General features: G+C 59.1%; 18 protein-coding genes. 16 read left to right on the top strand and 2 right to left on the bottom strand.

The window, feature by feature from the left end:
* Window positions 1-51 precede the first annotated feature (51 nt).
* Window positions 52-768, bottom strand: a complete 717-nt coding sequence (lexA, locus tag CIK74_RS04005; RefSeq protein WP_096254483.1) for a transcriptional repressor LexA — start codon at window positions 766-768, stop codon at window positions 52-54.
* A gap of 255 nt (window positions 769-1,023) precedes the next feature.
* Here lexA and CIK74_RS04000 point away from each other — a divergent pair, with 255 nt between their 5' ends.
* The 8 genes from CIK74_RS04000 to CIK74_RS03970 all read left to right on the top strand — a co-directional run bounded on the left by CIK74_RS04000 (window position 1,024) and on the right by CIK74_RS03970 (window position 7,221).
* Complete coding sequence (locus CIK74_RS04000) at window positions 1,024-1,377, top strand: LysM peptidoglycan-binding domain-containing protein (RefSeq protein WP_096254482.1); 354 nt, start codon at window positions 1,024-1,026, stop codon at window positions 1,375-1,377.
* 74 nt (window positions 1,378-1,451) lie between these two features.
* The gene (locus CIK74_RS03995; protein ID WP_096254481.1) at window positions 1,452-2,558 is read left to right on the top strand and encodes a histidinol-phosphate transaminase; all 1,107 of its coding nucleotides are present in this window, start codon (window positions 1,452-1,454) and stop codon (window positions 2,556-2,558) included.
* 25 nt (window positions 2,559-2,583) lie between these two features.
* Window positions 2,584-3,204, top strand: coding sequence for an imidazoleglycerol-phosphate dehydratase HisB (gene hisB, locus CIK74_RS03990; protein WP_096254480.1), 621 nt, complete (start codon window positions 2,584-2,586; stop codon window positions 3,202-3,204).
* Window positions 3,205-3,840, top strand: coding sequence for an imidazole glycerol phosphate synthase subunit HisH (hisH, locus tag CIK74_RS03985; protein ID WP_096254479.1), 636 nt, complete (start codon window positions 3,205-3,207; stop codon window positions 3,838-3,840). It abuts the gene before it with no gap.
* Window positions 3,841-3,993, top strand: coding sequence for a hypothetical protein (locus tag CIK74_RS18670; protein ID WP_170947736.1), 153 nt, complete (start codon window positions 3,841-3,843; stop codon window positions 3,991-3,993).
* A 22-nt stretch (window positions 3,994-4,015) separates the two neighbouring features.
* Window positions 4,016-4,753: a bifunctional 1-(5-phosphoribosyl)-5-((5-phosphoribosylamino)methylideneamino)imidazole-4-carboxamide isomerase/phosphoribosylanthranilate isomerase PriA gene (gene priA, locus CIK74_RS03980; RefSeq protein ID WP_096254478.1), complete on the top strand. Its 738-nt coding sequence runs from the start codon at window positions 4,016-4,018 to the stop codon at window positions 4,751-4,753.
* A 227-nt stretch (window positions 4,754-4,980) separates the two neighbouring features.
* Window positions 4,981-5,862: an SseB family protein gene (locus tag CIK74_RS03975; protein WP_096254477.1), complete on the top strand. Its 882-nt coding sequence runs from the start codon at window positions 4,981-4,983 to the stop codon at window positions 5,860-5,862.
* 21 nt (window positions 5,863-5,883) lie between these two features.
* Window positions 5,884-7,221 carry an MFS transporter gene (locus CIK74_RS03970; RefSeq protein WP_096254476.1) on the top strand — a complete coding sequence of 446 codons (1,338 nt, stop codon included), beginning with the start codon at window positions 5,884-5,886 and terminating at the stop codon, window positions 7,219-7,221.
* Window positions 7,222-7,361: 140 nt separating this feature from the next.
* On the opposite strand, the gene CIK74_RS03965 is transcribed toward CIK74_RS03970, so the two are convergent.
* Window positions 7,362-7,727 (bottom strand): DUF1844 domain-containing protein, encoded by a 366-nt coding sequence (locus CIK74_RS03965; protein WP_096254475.1) that lies wholly within the window; start codon window positions 7,725-7,727, stop codon window positions 7,362-7,364.
* Window positions 7,728-8,021: 294 nt separating this feature from the next.
* On the opposite strand from CIK74_RS03965, the gene infC reads away from it, so the two are divergent.
* From infC to pheT, 8 genes are all read left to right on the top strand, one after another.
* Window positions 8,022-8,711 (top strand): translation initiation factor IF-3, encoded by a 690-nt coding sequence (infC, locus tag CIK74_RS03960; protein WP_096254474.1) that lies wholly within the window; start codon window positions 8,022-8,024, stop codon window positions 8,709-8,711.
* A gap of 169 nt (window positions 8,712-8,880) precedes the next feature.
* Entirely contained in the window at window positions 8,881-9,075 is a 195-nt protein-coding gene (rpmI, locus tag CIK74_RS03955) for a 50S ribosomal protein L35 (protein ID WP_096254473.1), read from the top strand.
* A gap of 103 nt (window positions 9,076-9,178) precedes the next feature.
* Window positions 9,179-9,835 carry a 50S ribosomal protein L20 gene (rplT, locus tag CIK74_RS03950; protein ID WP_096254472.1) on the top strand — a complete coding sequence of 219 codons (657 nt, stop codon included), beginning with the start codon at window positions 9,179-9,181 and terminating at the stop codon, window positions 9,833-9,835.
* A 136-nt stretch (window positions 9,836-9,971) separates the two neighbouring features.
* A complete protein-coding gene (locus CIK74_RS03945; protein ID WP_229677056.1) occupies window positions 9,972-10,829 on the top strand; it encodes an RNA methyltransferase in 858 nt (285 codons plus the stop codon).
* 10 nt (window positions 10,830-10,839) lie between these two features.
* Window positions 10,840-11,283, top strand: coding sequence for an NUDIX domain-containing protein (locus CIK74_RS03940; protein WP_096254470.1), 444 nt, complete (start codon window positions 10,840-10,842; stop codon window positions 11,281-11,283).
* A 65-nt stretch (window positions 11,284-11,348) separates the two neighbouring features.
* On the top strand, window positions 11,349-11,999 hold the full coding sequence (locus CIK74_RS03935) for a hypothetical protein (protein ID WP_096254469.1): 651 nt from the start codon (window positions 11,349-11,351) through the stop codon (window positions 11,997-11,999).
* A gap of 116 nt (window positions 12,000-12,115) precedes the next feature.
* Complete coding sequence (locus CIK74_RS03930; RefSeq protein WP_096254468.1) at window positions 12,116-13,195, top strand: phenylalanine--tRNA ligase subunit alpha; 1,080 nt, start codon at window positions 12,116-12,118, stop codon at window positions 13,193-13,195.
* Window positions 13,196-13,198: 3 nt separating this feature from the next.
* On the top strand, window positions 13,199-15,739 hold the full coding sequence (gene pheT / locus CIK74_RS03925) for a phenylalanine--tRNA ligase subunit beta (protein WP_096254467.1): 2,541 nt from the start codon (window positions 13,199-13,201) through the stop codon (window positions 15,737-15,739).
* Window positions 15,740-15,780: the final 41 nt, after the last annotated feature.

Here is a 15,780-nt window from a genome sequence, read left to right as displayed (position 1 = left end):
CGGTGCATGGACGGTGGCTGACTACTTTAAAAACGTTTCAACATTCTCGGATTAGAGCGAGCGCATGACCGAAACGACGCGGCCCATTACGGTCGCTGCATCACCAAGAATCGGTTCGTAACGGGAGTTCTGTGGAAGCAACCAGGTGTGCCCATCGCGCTGCCGGAAGGTCTTCACAGTGGCTTCCTCGTCGAGCAGTGCTGCAACGATATCGCCGTTTTCGGCGGTCTGTTGGCGACGAACAACCACCCAGTCGCCGTCGCAAATTGCGGCGTCCACCATTGAATCACCAGAGACCTTGAGCATGAATAATTCGCCGTGTCCCACCAACTGACGCGGTAGCGAGAATACATCTTCGACGGTTTGTTCGGCCAAAATTGGCCCGCCGGCGGCGATCCGTCCGACCAGAGGCACCATGGTGGTGTCGGCTGAGGTGCTTAGCTCGATCACCTTGGCATCTTCTACCGGCTCCGGTGTGGTCGAGGTTTCCTCAGTTGAATCGCCATCTTCAGCCAGCTGCAAGGGGAGCAGGATTTCCATGGCGCGCGGGCGGCGGGGGTCTCGGCGGATGTACCCAAGTTTTTCCAGCTGCCCGAGTTGGTGGGTCACGCTGGACAAGCTCTTAAGTCCTACAGAGTCGCCAATCTCACGCATCGATGGCGGGTAACCGTTTCTGCCGATCGAGCGTTGAATGGTTTCGAGGATTTTTTTCTGACGTATGGTCAGCGATCGGGCATTTGACCGGGGAGTGCGCTGTGATGCTGACATGTGGTTTTGCCTTCCCTTGCATTCGGTCCTCAGTTCTAACCTTCAAACTGTCGGTGCCCAATGTTGTGATGTATTTACTGATCTTCTACTTCGAAATCTTAGTTGATTTTGTCGCTTCTTTCAAAGATTTGTTCGAAAGAGTCTGGACAAGTTCGATCAGAGTCTGTTAGAAAAGATGTACTAGTATCGAACAAGTGTTCGAAGTCTGTATTCGAATATCAGTTCGCATCATTAAAATCGTTGAGGAGAAATGTCATGACTACGCTCGCACTCGTACCGCAGCAAGACAAAGCGCCGCTGAAGATCCGCATCAATCGTCGTGGGTGGGCTGTCCTAGTGGGCATCCCAGTCTTCTTGTTGACGATCGCCGCGGCGTTCTTCTTCACGATGCTCACCTCCAGCGCCAACGCATCTACCGACCTCCCCGCCGGTCTGGAAACCGTAGAAGTCACGGTCATTCCAGGGGACACACTATGGAGTCTGGCTAGTGAGTATGCGCAGGGCTATGAGGTTAACGCGGCAATGAACCATATCGAAGAGTTGAACGCGATCGATACCGGCATGCTTTACGCGGGGGACACCATCAACATTCCGGTACTCGCGAACTAGGTATTAGCTCACCATTGTTACCTGCTCTTGTCGTGGATTCACCACGCAGAGCAACTCACCATTAGAATTAATGCGTGAATGACCGTAGTGAACTTCTGAGTCAGCTGCCTTTGCGTGAGAACCTCCGCGGGCTTTCCCCATATGGTGCGCCGCAAATCGACGTTCCCATTCAGCTGAACGTCAACGAGAACACGCATCCGCTGCCAACAAGCGTAGTCGACGCCATCGCCCAAGAAGTCGCCAAGGCGGCCACTACCCTCAACCGCTACCCAGATCGTGAATTTACCGAACTGCGTGAACTGCTCGCCGACTACCTGGGACACAACCTGGATCGCGAGAACATCTGGGCGGCCAACGGCTCTAACGAAATTCTCCAGCAAATTCTGCAAGCCTTCGGTGGGCCGGGACGCAGCCTGCTGAGCTTTGTCCCCACGTATTCGATGTACCCGTTGTTAGCCAGCGGCACCGATACTCAATTTATCGCTGGCACCCGCGCCGAGGACTTCACACTCAGTGCCGAATCCGCCGCTGCACAGGTGCGTACCCACCGGCCAAATGTGATCTTCTTGTGCTCCCCAAACAATCCCACCGGCACGGCGCTGGGGTTAGACGTCATCCAAGCGGTCTACGAGGCAGCCAGTGAAACCAAGGCCATCGTGGTGGTCGATGAAGCCTACGCGGAATTTTCGTTGGCAAACACCAAATCGGCGCTTACCTTACTTGACGGCCGTCAGCGGCTGATCATCTCGCGCACGATGTCCAAGGCCTTCGGGCTGGCCGGAGCCCGAGTAGGGTACCTAGCCGCAGCTCCCGAAGTAACCGACGCGATTCGTCTAGTGCGTTTGCCCTACCACCTGTCTGCGGTGACCCAAGCGACTGCCATCGCTGCGTTGAAGAACATCGACCTGTTGCTGGCCCAAGTTGAAGAGATCAAGACGCAGCGCGATCGAATCGTCACGAGGTTGACTGAGCTCGGCCTGAAGCCATCGGTCTCGGATTCGAATTTTGTCTTCTTCGGCGGGTTGGAAGATCCACACACTATCTGGCAGGGTTTGCTGGATGCCGGCATCATCGTCCGCGACAATGGAATCAAAGGTACGTTGCGCGTTACCGCCGGAACCGAATCCGAAACCACCGCCTTCTTAGAGCACCTAGCCACGTTGCTGGGCGCACAGAAATAGCACTTACACACAAGCGAAGGAAGACATGTCTGCCGAATTGATTGGCGCTCGTCGCGCCCGTATGGAACGCGTGACCAGCGAATCATCAGTTTTTGTCGAGCTGGACCTGGATGGGACCGGAACCTCGGAGATCAGCACGTCCGTGCCGTTCTACGACCATATGCTCACCGCCCTATCCAAACATTCGCTGATCGATTTGACGGTGCGTGCCACCGGTGACATCCACATCGACGTGCACCACACGGTTGAAGACGTGGCAATCACCATCGGCGAGGTACTTCGTGTTGCCTTGGGTAACAAGGCAGGCATTCGCCGCTTTGGCACCTCCTACGCACCACTGGACGAGGCGCTGGCCCGTTCGGTGGTCGACGTGTCAGGCCGTCCATACCTGGTGCACGGTGGCGAGCCAGCAGGTCAGGAATACCACCTGATCGGCGGACACTTCACCGGTTCGATGACGCGCCACGTATTTGAGGCGATCACCTTCCACGCACAGATTTGCGCGCACATCGAGGTGCTTTCGGGCCGCGACCCGCACCACATCGTCGAAGCACAGTTCAAGTCCTTCGCCCGCGCCTTGCGTGAAGCCGTCGAGCCAGACGCGCGCATGGGTGACAAAATCCCATCCACGAAGGGTGCCCTGTAAGTGGCGAAGAAGAAAGTAGTTGTCCTCGACTACGGTTCCGGAAATGTCCGATCGGCAGTGCGCGCGTTGGAAGCTGCGGGAGCAGAAGTTGAGCTAACCGCCGATGCTAAAGCCATCCTCGACGCCGACGGCCTGGTCCTTCCCGGCGTGGGAGCTTACGCATCGGTAATGGAGCAACTAGCCAAAACCGGCGCACTGCGATGGATTGGCCGACGCATTGCAGGCGGCAAACCAGTGCTTGGCATCTGCGTAGGACACCAGGTGTTCTTCGAGCAGGGTGTTGAACACGGGGTGGAAACCGAAGGGATCGGCGAATGGCCCGGTGTCGTCGAACGTTTACAGGCCGAGGTCATCCCGCATATGGGTTGGAATACCGTGCGCCCACCAGAAAATTCGAAGCTTTTTGCCGGCATCGAGAATGAACGGTTCTATTTTGTGCACTCCTACGCGGTGCAAAAGTGGGAATTTGATGTCACTCAGCCGGCGATGACCCCGCCACAGGTGACCTGGTCTACTCACGGAACCGACTTTGTTGCAGCGGTGGAAAATGGTCCACTTTCGGCAGTGCAGTTCCACCCGGAGAAATCCGGCGACGCGGGCGCAAAGTTGCTGCGTAACTGGTTGGAGACGCTCTAAATGATTTGGGCAATTCTCCTGATGGCCCTCGGAGCCTTTTTGGCTGGTGGCGCGATTTCGCTGCAACGCCAGAAGGCACACCTGTCCTGGATCATCGCATTATGGGCCTTAGCCGCCGCGGCAATCGTCGCCGGTTGGGTCCAGACACTCTAGACATTAGTGATAGAAGGAAATTATGAGCGAGCTACCTATTCTTGAACTGCTTCCGGCGGTAGATATCGCCGACGGTCAGGCAGTGCGCCTGGTCCAGGGCGAAGCCGGATCGGAAACCGGATACGGCGACCCACTGGAAGCTGCCTTGTCCTGGCAGCGCGAAGGCGCCCAATGGCTGCACCTCGTGGACCTCGATGCAGCATTCGGCCGTGGTAACAACACCGATGTGGTCCAGCGCATCGCGCAAGAACTGAACATCAAGGTGGAGCTTTCCGGTGGCATCCGCGACGATGCATCGTTGGAACGCGCCCTAGAATTTGGGGCGACCCGCGTAAACCTGGGCACGGCCGCACTGGAAAATCCAGCATGGACCGCTCGGGCCATCGAACGCTTCGGTGACAAAATCGCCGTCGGCATGGACGTTCGCGGAACCACCCTATCTGGCCACGGCTGGACTAAGGACGGGGGCGATCTGTGGGACGTGCTCGCCCGTTTGGAAGATGCCGGCTGCGCCCGCTACGTGGTCACCGACGTGACCAAGGACGGAACACTTCGTGGCCCGAACGTTGAGCTACTGCGTGAAATCTGCGCGAAGACCAGCAAACCGGTCATTGCCTCCGGTGGTATCTCCTCGCTCGAAGACCTGCGCGTACTGCGCGAATTGGTCTCCGAGGGAATCGAAGGAGCGATCATGGGCAAGGCCCTGTACGCAGGTCAGTTCACTCTTGCGCAAGCACTAGACGTGGCCGGCCGCCACTAACCACACGATATCTGCAGGACCCGAGGCAGCGCCTGTGCTACCTCGGGTCCTGCTTTTAATTCGCCATCGTGTCACAGGGCGCGTGGCAAAGCCGGGAACCGTGCACGTCATCGACGCTGAGGGAACGCGAATTTATCGTTGTCGCAAAACTCATTGGGTGGCCAACCTCATGGGCGGAGGGAGCATTGAGGTCTTTTCTATTTGCGCGCGCCAGATAGCATTGTTTTATGAGCGCTTTGCACCCAGAATCAGAACCCGCCCGACACCTGCCAGGCCACATTGCAGCGGCCTTGGCGCAGGCCGGGAATCACGCTGATTCTGCGGGCCAAAGCTGGGATGGTCGCGATCTAAGTGGCGAAGAAAACCCCCTGCACAAATTTGATAAGGACGATGGATCCGCCGACGCTGGAGTGGTCCAAGCCCTGGCCGAACTGCGTGCTGGTACCGGAGATGAAGCGGGGGTCCATCGCGCGCTTTCCCAGGCGCGGATCTTCGTAGCTGTGGTCGCGCAACTGGGTGAGGAAGCGATGACCGAGCACGGTTTCGCCGCCGACAAGGAAGCGGATATGGCCTTGGTGAAAATTAAGGCACCCGATGGCCGCATGGCCTTACCAGTGTTCACTACCGTTGAACGCCTGCAAGCATGGCACGATCAGGCCCGACCGGTTGCGGTGTATGCCCCGCGCGCGGCCCTGTCCGCGGTCAGCGAGGAAGCCCAGCTATTAGTGCTCGATCCAGGCAGCGACTTCACCTTTGTGCTGCGCCGCCCGGGGATGTGGACGCTGGCTAAACAGGTTGACTGGACCCCGAGTTATTTGAATGAGCAGGTGGCCAAGCTGGTCGAAGAAGCTACCACCGGACACCAGAAATTACGGACGGTGAAGCTTGCTCCGGGCCGCGGAGTCGGTTCGCGTGACCAGCTAGGCGCCCCAGTTCTAGGTGGGGGAGCCGGGCCGGAGCTGAATTTGCAGTTCGTGTTTGCCGCCGGCACTCCGGAGGCCGAAGCCCGGCACATCACCCAAAACATTCATGGGCTACTAGCCCAAAACCAAGAATTCGCCGAAGCGGTAGATTCGATCGAAGTGAGCTTGCACAGCGCACCCAACTAATAGAGAAGGAAAAGCCCGGGTATGAAACGGTATTGGCAGATTCTGCGGCAACCGCAGATCTCCTCGCTACTGGTCATCGGAATGATTGCCCGACTTCCGCATTCGGCGCTGAGCATGCTCTTGCTTTTGCATCTGGTCACAAACCTCGATCAGAGTTGGGTATCTGCCGGTCTGGTCACCGCACTTATGACCTTGGGTATCGCAATTGGCGCACCGTGGCGTGGGGCCCGCGTTGATGCGTGGGGTCTACGCCGGGCGCTGATCCCGTCAATTTTTGTCGAAACCCTCGTCTGGTGCACGGTGCCCCACGTTGCACTGGAATGGGTATACCCTCTGGCATTCATTGGCGGTCTGTTTTCCTTACCGGTGTTCTCCGTGGTGCGCACGGCGCTGGGCATCATGACCACCGGAGACCAACGCCGCACGGCTTTTGCGCTCGATGCCACCGGAACCGAACTAGTCTTCATCGTCGGACCGGCCTCCGCAGGAATCGTCGCCACGCAGATCAGCAGCACCATCGGACTGAGCGTCATCGGAATCACCGCCTCGCTCGCTGGCCTCGCGCTCATGATCTTGAACCCACCCACACGCAGCGATGATCCGAAAGCGGTCGCGATGCGTGCCAACGTGCATGAGGAACGTCTCGGCGCGGAAGCCAGCTTCATTGCCGCTGCACCGGTTGGCGTAGCCGAGGTGGAAGGCGAACTGATTACCGCCGGGTGGAAATCCGCGCGCGCCAGAATTAAGAGCCGAGGCCGAGCCTTTAAGGGCAGGTTTAACTGGATTAGCGCCTCGGTGCTTGCGGTCTTCATCGCCGCCGGCGGTGCCGGAGCGCTACTCACCGGCACCGAAGTGGGTATCGTCGCGGAGCTTGAAGCCCAATCACGCTCCGGAGACCTAGGAATCGTGTTCCTCTTCTGGTGCGGGTCCTCGCTCATTGGCGGGTTGCTTTATGGAGCGATGAATCGTTCGATCTCCCCGCTGATGCTGCTCCTGGCCATGGCCATACTCACCGTGCCCATGTACTTCGCCACCGACACCTGGTCCCTGGCCCTACTGTCACTGGCCCCCGGATTCCTCTGTGCCCCAACACTCTCGGCGGCCTCCGAATGGCTCACCGATCTGGTCGCGGAAAAACGCCGCGGCGAGGCGATGGGTTGGTACGGTTCGGCGATGACCACCGGCACCGCTCTCGGTTCACCGCTGACTGGAATCTTCGTTGACACCCTTGGCCCGGCGCAAGCCTTCATCGGCATCGGTGCGTTGGCGGTGTTCATCGTGATCATTGCGCTGATCGCCCAACAGATTCGCCGCCGTGTACGCCGCGCCCGTCGCCGCAGGTTGGAAGCCATCGGATAGCTCCGCGATGCCCGGCATTCGTTCCCGCGCGCTTCTCGCGCAGCGATTTCACCTCAGTAGTGGGCTAAAGAACAATGGACTCGCTTCCCAAAGGGAAGCGAGTCCATGACGTTAATCTCTTAAATTTTGTGTAATAAAGGCTAGTTGACCGGACCGGTGTACTTTTCGCCCGGGCCCTTACCTGGCTGGTCGGGGATCAACGAGGCTTCGCGGAAGGCTAGCTGCAAGCTACGCAAACCATCACGCAAAGGAGCTGCATGCTGCGAGCCAATCTCCGGTGCGCCGGCGGTGACTAGGCCAGCTAGCGCCGTAATTAGTTTGCGAGCTTCATCAAGATCCTTCAGCTCATTGGCATCTTCGCCCTCTGCCAGTCCACATTTGACCGCTGCTGCGCTCATTAGGTGGACCGCTGCGGTGGTGACGATTTCTACTGCTGGAACTTCGGCGATGTCGCGCATCTGCTGTGCGACGGCTTCCTGCTGCGAGTTGGTGTCTTCGGTACTCATACTGCTAAGCTTGTCATAGACCGACTCAATACAGGTACTTGAGAGCGTCCGGTATCCGGATGATGTCCACAAGAGATCAGTGTTGAGCCATGCAAGTGGAGGCCAACTCCCACCCGCTGTAGCCGTTGAGGCTTCCGGGTCATTCGGCAGGATACCTCGCGGTATCCCGAAATAGTTTTGCGATGAGATTCGTTTAACTATTATGTCGTCTATGTTTTGGCCTTCGCCTGCACCTCGCAGACGGAGGCCTTCTTTGTTTGCGAGTAAGTGACTTACGAAAATCAGGAGTGACACATCAGCGATCCACGCATTAATGAGCGCATTCGCGTGCCAGAGGTACGTCTCGTCGGACCCAATGGTGAGCAAGTAGGAATTGTCCGTATTGAGGACGCACTCCGTCTAGCTGTCGAGTCCGATCTGGACTTGGTTGAGGTCGCACCGACCGCCAAGCCTCCTGTATGCAAGCTGATGGACTTCGGCAAGTTTAAGTACGAAGCTGCAGTCAAGGCTCGTGAAGCTCGTAAGAACCAGACCAACACGATCCTGAAGGAAGTTCGCTTCCGTCTGAAGATCGATACTCACGACTACGAGACCAAGGTCGGCCACGCACTACGCTTCTTAGGCGCAGGCGACAAGGTTAAGGCCATGATCCAGTTCCGCGGTCGTGAACAGCAGCGTCCAGAAATGGGCATTCGCTTGCTCGAAAAATTTGCAGCAGACGTCGCTGAGGTAGGACTTGTAGAGTCCACGCCTCGCATCGATGGCCGAAACATGGTCATGGTGGTAGGTCCGCTGAAGAACAAGGCAGAAGCTCGCCGCGAACAGCAGCAACAGCAGAAGTCCGGTGGCCGGGATAGCGCGAAGCGCAAGATCCGCACCGACGCCCCAGATGAAACCGAGGGTCAGAACGTCGCAGCTGCGATGGACGACGATGCTCGTGCCAAGCTGGAGCAGGCTCGCAACGTAGCTGAAGACGAAGCTTAGCCCAAGTCTGTTGGGCCTTCGGGCCCGTCATCGGAAACGATGAAGGAGCTTCCTTGAGAAGTTCCAACTATCAAGAGAACAGCAGCGGTCACCTTGCCAAGAGGGTCCGCTTCGGATGATCCCCACAGATCTAACGATTTATGTGGAGCACGTTAGGAGAACGGCAGCTATGCCGAAGTTCAAGACTCACAGTGGCGCCAAGAAGCGCTTCAAGCTGACTGGTAGCGGCAAGCTCAAGCGCCAGCAGGCTAACCGTCGTCACTACCTGGAGCACAAGTCCTCGCGCGTTACTCGCCGCCTGGCTTCTGACCAGTTGGTCGCTAAGGCCGATGTTAAGACCATCAAGCGGATGTTGGGCATCTAAGCTCTCCCTTTTCGCAATTCGGGGAAGCACCACCCCAACAACCATAGATTTCACTTTCATCGGGTAAGCCCGGTGGGAGGAACTGACTTGAAGGAGTACACACGTGGCACGTGTGAAGCGGGCAGTAAACGCCCATAAGAAGCGTCGCGTCGTTCTGGAACGCGCAAAGGGTTACCGCGGTCAGCGTTCGCGCCTGTACCGTAAGGCCAAGGAGCAGTTGCTCCACTCGTACGTTTACAGCTTCAATGACCGTCGCAAGCGCAAGGGTGACTTCCGTCGCCTGTGGATCCAGCGTATCAACGCTGCATCCCGCGCTAACGGTCTGACCTACAACCGCTTGATCCAGGGCCTGAAGGCCGCTGAGGTCGAGGTTGACCGTCGTATGCTTTCCGAGCTTGCTGTTTCGGATTCGAACGCTTTCGCTACCTTGGTTAAGGTTGCTAAGGACGCTCTTCCAGCAGACGTCAACGCACCACGTAACGCTGAAGTAGCAGTTGCTCCAAAGGCAGCTAAGGCTCCTAAGGCTGCTGCACCAGCAGCTAAGTCCGTCGAAGGCGAAGGCGTAGTCAAGGCCGTTGAGGGCGAAGACGCACCAGAAGGCTTCGTCATCAAGGGCAACGCCGGTTCGAACAAGTACCACGTTCCAGGTTCCACCTGGTACGAGCAGACCGAAGCCGAGTTCTGGTTCAACTCGACCGACGCTGCTAAGGCTGCAGGCTTCGAGCCAGCTGGTGGAGAATCCCGCCAGCAGATGAAGTAAATCCGTTTCTCCCTTTGAGCTAAGCCTCAGGTAGGACAGATCACACCGAAGGGTGGGCACCGCACATAGTGCGGAGCCCACCCTTCGGTGTTTCTACCGGTATTCTCGTTATATGACCAGCTTCTCCAATGATGTGATGTCCAATCCACGCGCCGACCGAGTGAAGGCAGTAGCCCGGCTAGCCCACCGTAAGGGGCGGGAAGCAACCGGCGAATTCCTCGCCGAAGGTCCGCAAGCTGTGCGCGAAGCACTGCTCGCCCACCAAAGTAACGACCAGCTGGTTCAAGAGGTCTACGTGGTGCCCGGATTCTTGGAAAGTCATGAGGAATTTTCGACTTTGCTCGAGGCGGGCAACATCCACACCTTCTTTGTCACTGGCGATGTCATTTCCGCCATGGCAGACACAAAGAACCCTCAGGGTATCCTCGCCGTCGTTGCCATGTCCCAGCCGCAGCTTTTCGAAGTACTGGCCACCAAACCGAAATTGATCGCCGTGCTGTGCCGCATTCAGGATCCGGGTAATGCCGGCACCATCTTGCGCGCCGCCGATGCCGCCGGAGCCGACGCGGTGATTATCACCAAGGACAGCGTCGATATCTATAATCCCAAAGCCGTCCGCTCCACCGCCGGCTCACTCTTCCACCTGCCAGTGCTCAGCGACGTAGACCTCGCACAGGTTGTGGCTGATATTAATAGTGCCGAAGTTTCCTTCCAAATTTTGTCGGCCGATGGCTATGCCGAACACAACCTGGACACGCTGCAAGATAGCGCAGTATTACGCGCTGGTGCACTGGAGTCCGTGAGCGCAGAAGAGCCAGCACTGGAACGACCCACGATCTGGCTTTTCGGCAATGAGGGCCAGGGCTTGAGCGAACAAGAGAAGGCGCTGGCACAGTTCAACGTCGCGGTACCGCTCTACGGGGTGGCCGAATCACTGAACGTGAGCACCGCCGCGACGGTGTGCCTCTACGCGTCGGCTCGCGCCCAGCGATAGGTGTCGCCCGATGCAGCTCAAACAAATCGTCGCGGTAGCGATCATCGACAGTTTTGAATCACCCACCAAGATGTTGGCAGCCCGTCGTAATCGTCCGGTTGAACTGGCCGGGCTCTGGGAATTTCCCGGTGGCAAGGTCGAACCGGGGGAGTCGCAGATCGATGCGGTACACCGCGAACTGCGTGAGGAACTTGGCGTGCAGCTGAATCTCGGCGCAGAAATCATCGGGCCGCATGCCCAGGGCTGGGTGCTCAATGAGCGGGCAGCAATGCGCGTCTGGTTCGCCACGATCAGCGAGGGAACGCCCGACACGCTCGATGGACACGACCAATTGGCCTGGCTAGGCCTCGATGATTCCTTGGGCACAGTAGTGCCGTGGATCGAGGCCGACGCCCCGATTGTGACTGCCTGTCTGGCCCAAGCTCATGCGGGGTCTACCTGCTCAACCGCGTAAGCTGGTCATAGTGCCTGGAATCGGCAACCCGTAACCAACCCACAAAATTTTTAGGAGTAATCCGAGTGAAGAGACTTCTTGGCGTTCTCGCGCTGGTCTTTACCGCAATGCTGGCCCTATCCGGCTGCGTCAACATGAACGCTGAGGTCAACGTGACCGGTGCCGATCAGGCTACCGGTGCATTGCAGCTCACCACTCATCAGGAAAACCTGCAGGGCCAGAAATTCGAGGACGTGCTGGCTACGCAGATGAACACCGACGAGCTGGATAACATTCTGGGCGGACAGTGGAGCTACACCACCATCGACGATGGGGAAAACGTCGGTCTGCGCTTTGAAACCATCGGCAAGATGAACTTTGTCCAGCTACAGGACGCCTTTATGCTCTTCGGCTTCCCAATTACCCTGTCCGATCAGGACGGCGAATTCGGATTCTCGATGCCAGGCGCAGGTGAAGTCGCGGTCAACGAGCAGTTCACCGAGGCAAACTTGCAGGTCAGCTTCCCGGGTAAGGTGCTCACCCACTCCGCCGGCGAGGTTGATCACCACACCGTCACCTTCGACATGATTGCCGGTGCAAACGAGTACAAGGCTACCGGGGCAGCAAACTACACGATGTTCTACTCGTTAGTTTTTGGTGGCGCTCTACTGGTGCTAGCAATGATCCTCGTTTTCGCATTTGCACCGAAGTCAGCCAAGGATTCAGCCGCTCACTAAGGGAATCGTTAGCTTCTTCACGGCCTGGGCCCGTCATCGTTGAAACGTTGACGGGCCTTAGCTAATAGAATAGGGACTAATAGTTCCACGAGATAAGAGAAGGATCGATCGATCCCATGTCTGATCAGACAATCCAAGAGGCAACGGAAGCGGAGCTCAACGCACCGCATCCGACAGATGAAGCAGGCATCAACGCCGCGGTTCAAGCTGCACTGGCAGCCATCGAATCCGCTGGCGACCTGACTGAACTAAAAGATGCACGACTCGCCCACACCGGCGAGAAGTCCGCGCTGTCGCTGGCCAACCGCCAGATCGGCAAGCTGGACAAGTCCGAGAAGGCGGTGGCCGGCAAGCTCGTCGGTGGCGCCCGCGGACGCGTGAACAAGGCGTTGGCCGCCCGCACGGTAGTGCTTGAAGAGGCCGAGGCCGCGCGCATCTTGGAAGAAGAGACCGTCGACGTCACCGCGGCTCCGCGCCGTCGCCGCGTCGGTGCTCGCCACCCACTGTCGGTATTGCAGGACCGCGTGTCCGACATCTTTGTCGGCATGGGCTGGGAAATCGCCGAAGGCCCCGAGGTCGAATCCGAGTGGTTCAACTTCGACGCACTGAACTTTAAGCCGGACCACCCGGCCCGCGAAATGCAGGACACCTTCTTCATCGAGCCGGCCGACGCGCACCTGGTGCTGCGTACCCACACCTCCCCGGTGCAGGTGCGTTCGATGCTGCAGCGTGAGGTTCCGGTCTACGTGCTCTGCCCGGGCCGTACCTTCCGCACCGATGAGCTGGACGCCACTCACACCCCGGTCTTCCACCAGTTTGAGGGTCTCGCCGTGGATAAGGGCCTGACCATGGCCGATCTGCGCGGCACACTGGAGCACTTCGCCCGCCAGATGTTCGGCAAAGATGCACAGATCCGTCTGCGCCCGGCCTACTTCCCGTTCACCGAGCCAAGCGCCGAGCTGGACATCTGGCACCCCGGTGCCAAGGGCGGCCCGCGCTGGATCGAGTGGGGTGGCTGCGGCATGATCAACCCGAACGTGCTGCGCGCCGCCGGGATCGACCCGGAAGAATACTCCGGATTCGCCTTCGGCATGGGCATCGAGCGCACACTGATGTTCCGCAACGACGTTCCCGACATGCACGACATGATCGAGGGCGACATTCGTTTCAGCCAGCACTTCGGGATGGAGATTTAAGTTATGCGTATTCCACTTTCATGGCTGCGCGAATACACGCAGCTTCCGGCCGATGCGAGCGCCGAAGACTTGATGGCCGATCTGGTGAAGGTCGGTTTGGAAGAAGAGGACGTACACCGTCCCTCCGATACGCTCTCGGGCCCGATCGTCGTCGGTCAGGTGCTCTCGTTGGTGAAGGAAGAACAAACCAACGGCAAAACCATCAACTGGTGCCAGGTCCGCGTGGTGCCCGAAGGTACCGAGCAGACGCTGACCGGTAAGGGCATCGAACCGGGCGGCGTGCAGGGCATCATCTGCGGCGCACACAACTTCGTGGAGGGTGACAAGGTTGTTGTCACCCTGCCCGGCGCCGTGCTGCCAGGGGACTTTAAGATCACCCCGCGCAAAACCTACGGACATGTTTCTGCCGGCATGATCGCCTCCTCCCGCGAGCTGGGCATCGGCGAAGACCACGACGGCATCATGGTGCTCTCCAACTACGGACTAGACCCAGAAATGGGCACCGACGTCTTTGAGCTTTTCGGACTGAACGATCAGGCCGCGGAGATCAACGTGACCCCGGACCGCGGCTACTGCTTCTCGATCCGCGGCGTAGCCCGCGAATACGCGCTGGCCACCGGCACCTCCTTCACCGATCCGGCAACCACCATTTCCGTCACCGAGGCAACCGAAGCCGGACACCAGGTCATCCTGTCCGACGACGCACCCATCTACGACGTGCCCGGTTGCACGCGTTTTGTCACTCGCGAAGTCACCGGCATCAACCCATCGCTGCCCACCCCACGCTGGATGGCCTCGCGCCTGCAGCTGGCAGGCATGCGCTCGATCTCGCTGGTTGTCGACATCTCCAACTACGTGATGCTCGAGCTTGGCGCACCACTGCACTTCTACGATGCGGACAAGCTCACCGGTGCGATCACCGTGCGTCGTGCGGCCGCCGGAGAAAAGCTCACCACGCTCGATGAAAAGAGCCGCGAGCTGTCGGTTGAGGACCTGCTGATTACCGACGAGTCAGGCGCTATTGGTATTGCTGGCGTCATGGGTGGCGCGGCGACCGAGGTCGGTCCGTCCACCAGCACCGTGCTGATCGAGGCTGCACACTTCGACGCAGTGTCCGTCGGACGATCCCGTCGCCGCCACAAGCTGCCTTCGGAAGCCTCCAAGCGTTTTGAGCGTGGGGTTGACCCACACATCATGGACATCGCCGCGCAGCGTGCGGTGAATCTGCTCGTTGAGCTGGCCGGTGGCACCGAGACCAGCAAGGTCACCGACGCAGGCGTTGTTCCGGCCGACACCCAGATTCAGTTGCCAGCCGGTTTCGCCGGGGCACTGATCGGCGTGGAGTACACCGACGAGCAGACCATTACCGCGCTACAGGGAATTGGTGCAACCGTCGCGCAAAACGCCGAGGGCTTTTTGGTTAGCGCACCAAGCTGGCGCCCGGACCTAGAAATCAAGGAAGACCTGGTCGAGGAAGTAGCCCGCGTGGTTGGCTACGACCAGATCCCGGCCACCTTGCCGGTGGCCCCACCAGGGCGCGGCCTGACCCGGACCCAGTCCCAGCGCCGGCGCCTCTTGCAGGGCCTGGCCGATGCTGGCCTGACCGAGGTCTTGACCTACCCGTTCGTTTCCGAAGCGCAGAACAACATGTTCGGCACTCCGGAAGCTGGCGCCACGGTGAAGGCCGTGTCGCTGGCCAACCCGATCTCCAAGGAATTCCGTTTCCTGCGAACCAGCCTGCTGCCGGGTCTGCTGGACACCGCACGACGCAATATCGGCCGTGGCTTCCGCGATCTGGCCTTGTACGAGGGCGGTCTGGTGTTCCTGCCAGACGATCAGCTCGGTTCGGCGTTCCTCCCTCCGCTGGGCGTTAAGCCAAGCGATGAGGTGCTAGCGGACCTGTACAACGGTGTCCCCAACCAGCCATGGCAGCTAGCCGCGGTCTTCACCGGCCACGAGGCTTCGGCCGCCGCCGGGTTCGCGCCGCGTGCCTGGGACTGGGCCGACGCACTGGATGCCGCACGCACCGTCGCGGACATCCTTGGTGTTGACCTGGAGGTTGCTCAGGGCGATCATCAGGCCTTCCACCCGGGCCGCGCCGCCACACTGAAGGTTGCTGGCGAAGTGGTTGGCTACGCCGGCGAGCTGCACCCGGCGCTGCTCAAGGACGCCGATCTGCCGCCGCGCACCGTGGCAATGGAGCTGAACGCTGCTGCACTGATGGCTGCCGCTCCGCAGGTGGTCGTGGCGCAGTCACTGTCCACCCAGCCGCTGGCTACCCAGGATGTTGCCTTGGTCGTTGATCAACACGTTGTTGCCGGTCACGTGCTTGACACCCTGCGCGAGGGTGCCGGCGCACTGCTCGAAGACATCACCTTGTTTGATGTGTATCAGGGCAAGGGCATCGAAGAGGGCAAGAAGTCGTTGGCCTTCGGTTTGCGTTTCCGCGCCGCGGACCGCACGCTGACCGCCGATGAAGCCTCCGAGGCGCGGGCCGCCGCGGTAGCTCTGGCCACCGAGAAGTTCGGCGCCACCCAGCGCTAAACCATGCCAATCGGCGCTTCGCGTCGGGCAACCAACGCCCC

Origin of the sequence: Glutamicibacter sp. BW77 (assembly GCF_002332285.1) — a bacterium.
Lineage (GTDB): Bacteria > Actinomycetota > Actinomycetes > Actinomycetales > Micrococcaceae > Glutamicibacter > Glutamicibacter bergerei.
The sequence above is the reverse complement of the archived record's forward strand: the minus strand, read 5'-3'. Positions and strand labels throughout refer to the sequence as shown.